Here is a 5,021-nt window from a genome sequence, read left to right as displayed (position 1 = left end):
CGGCATCACGAAGGATGACGAGATCATCATCAACGGGTTGCTTCGCGCGCGTCCAGGCCAGAAAGTCACGCCGGAGCAGGGCGAGATCAAGCCTCCCACGACTACGCCGCTAAGCCAGCAATAACGGGCCGCCGCGGCAATGAACATCTCCCATTTCTTCATCGACCGGCCGATCTTCGCCGCCGTCATTTCGATCATCATCACGCTGATCGGCGGCGTGGCCTATTTCAGCCTGCCCATCGCGCAGTACCCGGAGATTGCCCCGCCTTCCATCCAGGTGACGGCGCAGTATCCCGGCGCCTCCGCTGAGATCGTCGCCAACACCGTCGCCACGCCCATTGAGCAAGAGGTGAACGGCGTGGACGACATGATCTACATGACGTCCCAGTCGACGGGCGACGGGTCGATGGCGTTGACCGTGACCTTCAAGCTCGGCACCAACCTCGATACGGCGCAAGTGCTGGTACAGAACCGGGTGGCCATCGCCACGCCGAGGCTGCCCGAGGAGGTGCGCGCGCTCGGCGTGCAAGTGGTCAAGCAGTCGCCCGATCTCATGATGGTCATCCATCTGAGCTCGCCGGACGACAGCCGCGACCTGCTCTACATTTCCAACTACGCCACCTTGCACGTGAAGGACGTGCTGTCGCGAATCGACGGTGTCGGCAATGTCACCATCTTCGGCGCGCGCGACTATTCCATGCGTGTCTGGCTCGATCCGGACAAGCTCGCGGTGCGCGATCTCACGGCGGGCGACGCGATCAATGCTATGCGCGCCCAGAACGTGCAGGTGGCCGCCGGCGTCATCAACCAGCCGCCGGTGCCGCAGCCGGGCGCGTTCCAGCTCAACGTGGAGACCCAAGGGCGCCTGACCACGCCGGAAGCCTTTGGCAACATCATCATCAAGTCGGAGGGTAACGGCCGGGTGGTGCGGGTGCGCGACGTTGCACGCGTCGAGCTCGGCGCCGCCGACTACAACCGCAACGGCTATCTCGACGAGCGCGTGGCGATTCCCATGGGTATCTTCCAGCGCCCGGGATCCAACGCGCTCGAAACCGCGGACCAGGTCATTGCGGCGATGGAGGACATGTCCAAGTCCTTTCCCAGCGGGCTGCGCTACGACATCGTCTACAACCCGACTGTCTTCATTTCGGACTCCATCGAGGCGGTGCTTCACACCATGCTCGAGGCTGTGGCCCTCGTGATCCTCGTTATTGTCATCTTCCTACAGACGTGGCGCGCGTCGGTCATCCCGATTGTCGCAATCCCCGTCTCGCTCATCGGCACGCTCGCCGTGTTGTCGGCGCTAGGCTATTCGCTCAACAACCTCTCACTGTTCGGTCTTGTGCTGGCCATCGGTATCGTGGTCGACGACGCCATCGTCGTCGTGGAAAATGTCGAGCGGAACATTCGCGAGGGGCTCGCGCCGCGCGAGGCAGCGCATCGCAGCATGGATGAGGTCGGTACGGCGCTGATCGCCATGACGCTGGTGCTCGGCGCAGTGTTCATTCCGACGGTGTTCTTGAGCGGCATTCTCGGCCAGTTCTTCCGGCAGTTTGCCGTGACGATCGCCACCGCCACGTTCATTTCGCTTCTCGTCTCGCTCACGTTGAGCCCCGCACTCTGCGCGCTTCTGTTCAAGCCGCATGAGCCGTATCACGAGCGGAAGAGTGTGATCTCACGCGGCATTGGCCGCTTCTTCCATTGGTTCAATGTCGGCTTCGATTGGGTGTCGTCCAAATACGGCGCGCTAACCTCTCGCTTGCTACGAGTCGCCGGTCTCATGCTCGTGGTCTATGCCGGGCTTATCGGCTTGACCGTGTTCCAGTTCCGTGCCGCTCCGACGGGCTTCATTCCGAACCAGGATCTTGGCTATCTCATCAATATTATCCAGCTGCCGCCGGGTGCATCGCTGGCGCGCACCGACGAGGTCGCGCGCAAGGTCACGCAGATCACGCTGGATACGCCGGGCATCGCCCATGCGGTGCCCATCGTGGGCCTCGACGGCGCGACCTTCACCACGGCGCCCAACGCGGCTGTCGTGTTCACGCCGCTCGACGCGTTCGACGTGCGCGCCGAGAAGGGGCAAAGCGCGGCGAGTATTTCAGCCGCCCTGAACCAAGCATTCGCGGGCATCCAGGATGCCTTCATCATCAGCGTGTCGCCGCCGCCTGTGCGCGGCATCGGCACCACCGGCGGCTTCAAAATGGAAGTTCAGGACACCAAAGGCAGCTCCTTAGCGCAGCTGGAACAGGTTGCGCAGTCCATTGCCGGCGCGGCCAACCAGCAGCCAGGTCTGGCCGGCGTGTTCACCACCTTTAACACCCGGACACCCAAGGTCTATGCGGACATCGACCGCGTGCGCACCGAAATGCTGGGCGTGAACACCGATGACATCTTCCAGACGCTCGAGGTCTATCTCGGCTCCCAGTACGTGAACGATTTCAATTTTCTCGGCCGTACCTATCGCGTGACGGCGCAGGCTGACGGACAGTTCCGGCAGGATCTGCACGCCATCTCCGAGCTTAAGACGCGCAACGCCCAGGGCGAGATGGTGCCGCTCGGATCCGTCGCCTCGTTCCGCGACATCACCGGCCCCTACCGCGTGGAGCACTTCAATCTGTTCCCCGCCGCGGCCGTGCAGGGTGGCACCAAGCCCGGCTACTCCACGGGCTACGGCCTAGAGAAGATGGAGAGACTGGCGAACGAAAATCTGCCGGAAGGATATTCCTTCCAATGGACCGAACTCGCCTACCAGGAGAAGCAGGCCGGAGACACAGCGATTTTTGTCTTCGGCGCGGCGGTGGTCTTCGTGTTCCTGTTGCTGGCCGCCCAATATGAGAGCTGGGGATTGCCGCTCGCGGTTGTCCTCATCGTCCCCATGTGTCTGCTCGCGGCGGTGAGCGGGCTCATGCTGCGCGGCATGGATGTGAACATCCTGGGCCAGATCGGCTTCGTCGTGCTGATCGCCTTAGCAGCGAAGAACGCCATTCTCATCGTCGAGTTCGCGCGGCAGAACGAGGAGGCTGGCGAAGATCGCTTCCAGGCGGCGGTCGAGGCCGCGCGTGTGCGCCTGCGGCCGATCCTGATGACGGCCCTGGCTTTCATCCTCGGCGTGGTGCCGCTCGTCATAGCCACGGGCGCCGGCTCGGAGATGCGCCAATCTCTTGGGACGGCTGTGTTCTTCGGCATGATCGGCGTCACCGCCTTCGGTCTCATCTTCACGCCGATCTTCTACGTGGTGGTCCGGAAATTTTCGCCGGCCCCGAAGGCGCATACGCGCGAGCATCCCACGCCGGCCGAATAGGCGAACGCTACCATCCGCGATTTACCCAATAGGCGCGATTTTGGCCTGCGTCCGACTGGGAGGCCCGTTCCGCCCGGCCGCCACGCCGTGAAGGTCAGCCGAAGAGTCGCGCCGAAGAGAGTCCGTTGAAGATCATCTGTACGGCAAGGGCCGCGAGCAATACACCGAACACGCGGACGATCACTTTGCGCGCTGTCACGCCGATCGCTTGGTGAACTTCTTGAGCCACCAGCAGAAGCGCGAGGGTGAGGGCCATCACAGCAAAGATGCCGCCGATCACCGCCGCGAGCAGGGTCGGATCGCCTTTGGTGTTAGCCGCGAGAACGATAGCCCCGGTCATGGCACCCGGCCCGGCTAGGAGAGGCGTCGCCAGCGGGAAGACGGCAAGCTCTGCATGGGCCTCCGCCTTGTTCTCGGCTTCGGCGCTCTCCCGCAGCGTCAGAAGGGAAGGGCTGGGCCGCCGGGACAAGGTCATGTCGAGCGCGAGGATGAACAAGATGATACCGCCCGCGGTCTGCAGGGCGGCCAGGGATACGCCGAGTTGTCGTAGAACGGGCTCGCCAACGAGTGCGAACAGCAAGATGATGATGGTCGCGATCGATACGGCTTTGATGGACACCGCTCGACGCTCGGAACGGGTCATGTTGGGCGTGAGGGACGCCACGAGGACGGCCGAGTCGATCGGGCCGATCACCGCGAAGAAGGTCGTGAAGGCAGTCAGGGCGGTTTCGAGCATGGTCTTTGCGAGGTCCTAGGGCCTTGGCACCTGACGGAAGAGGCCCCAAACCGGCGCTCAAAGCTCAAGAGTTGCCCATTGCGGGGGCATCCGACTATGATGCCTCAAAAATAGATCACCACGGGATAGGCAAACGCAGCGAGCAGTGGCGTCTAGGAGTGTTAGCAACCGGGATGAGCGGGCTTGCCGCAAGACAGTGACACAGTGACGGCGGAGATGAAGTCGAACGATCCCGCCGAGTATTATCGGAAGTTCTTCAATGAGATGCGAGAGCCTGACGGCGAGGTGCGCCCCGCCTATAAGGCGCTCGCCGAGCTTCTCGACAATCTCTCTATCGAATCCCTTATCACCAAGCAGAACGCCGCGGATGAGCTCTTCCGGCGTCTGGGCATCACCTTCGCGGTTTATGCCGAGGGCGGCTCCACGGAGCGGCTGATTCCCTTCGATCTGATCCCGCGCATTCTTGACCGCTCCGAGTGGGACCTCGTCGAGCGGGGCTGCCTCCAGCGGGTGAAGGCGATCAACGTCTTCCTCTACGACATCTATCACGACCAGGAGATCTTGAAGGCCGGGCTCATCCCGCCGGAGTTCGTCCTGCTCAATTCCGCCTTCCGTCCCGAGATGTGCGGCGTGGATCTCCCGAACGACGTCTACGCCCATATCGCCGGCATCGACCTGATCCGCACCGGCGAGCGTGACTTTTTTGTGCTTGAAGACAATGTGCGCACGCCCTCCGGCGTCTCCTACGTGCTGGAGAACCGCGAAATCATGATGCGGCTGTTCCCGGATGCTTTCGACGGTCAAAGCATCTCGCCGATCGGCAATTACCCGGAGCGGCTGCTGGAAAACCTGCGCGCCGTGGCGCCGAGCGGCGCCGACGATCCTGTGGTCGTGCTGCTGACGCCGGGCCGCTTCAACAGCGCCTATTTCGAGCATGTGTTCCTGGCCGAGCAGATGGGCATCGAGCTCGTCGAGGGCGGT

3 protein-coding genes are annotated in these 5,021 nt (G+C 62.7%); 2 read left to right on the top strand and 1 reads right to left on the bottom strand.

Annotation, left to right across the window (positions count from 1 at the left end):
• Window positions 1-139 precede the first annotated feature (139 nt).
• On the top strand, window positions 140-3,304 hold the full coding sequence (locus ACSLE4_RS05255; RefSeq protein ID WP_435903427.1) for an efflux RND transporter permease subunit: 3,165 nt from the start codon (window positions 140-142) through the stop codon (window positions 3,302-3,304).
• A 94-nt stretch (window positions 3,305-3,398) separates the two neighbouring features.
• On the opposite strand, the gene ACSLE4_RS05250 is transcribed toward ACSLE4_RS05255, so the two are convergent.
• Window positions 3,399-4,040 carry a MarC family protein gene (locus ACSLE4_RS05250; protein WP_435903426.1) on the bottom strand — a complete coding sequence of 214 codons (642 nt, stop codon included), beginning with the start codon at window positions 4,038-4,040 and terminating at the stop codon, window positions 3,399-3,401.
• 183 nt (window positions 4,041-4,223) lie between these two features.
• Between ACSLE4_RS05250 and ACSLE4_RS05245 the strand changes: the two genes are divergently transcribed.
• The coding region (locus ACSLE4_RS05245) for a circularly permuted type 2 ATP-grasp protein (RefSeq protein WP_435903425.1) at window positions 4,224-5,021 on the top strand (798 nt) is incomplete at its 3' end.

The sequence above is a fragment of the Methyloceanibacter sp. genome, assembly GCF_051306395.1.
Taxonomy (GTDB): Bacteria; Pseudomonadota; Alphaproteobacteria; order Rhizobiales; family Methyloligellaceae; genus Methyloceanibacter.
Note: the sequence above shows the minus strand (reverse complement) of the source record. Positions and strands in the feature narration are given on the sequence as shown.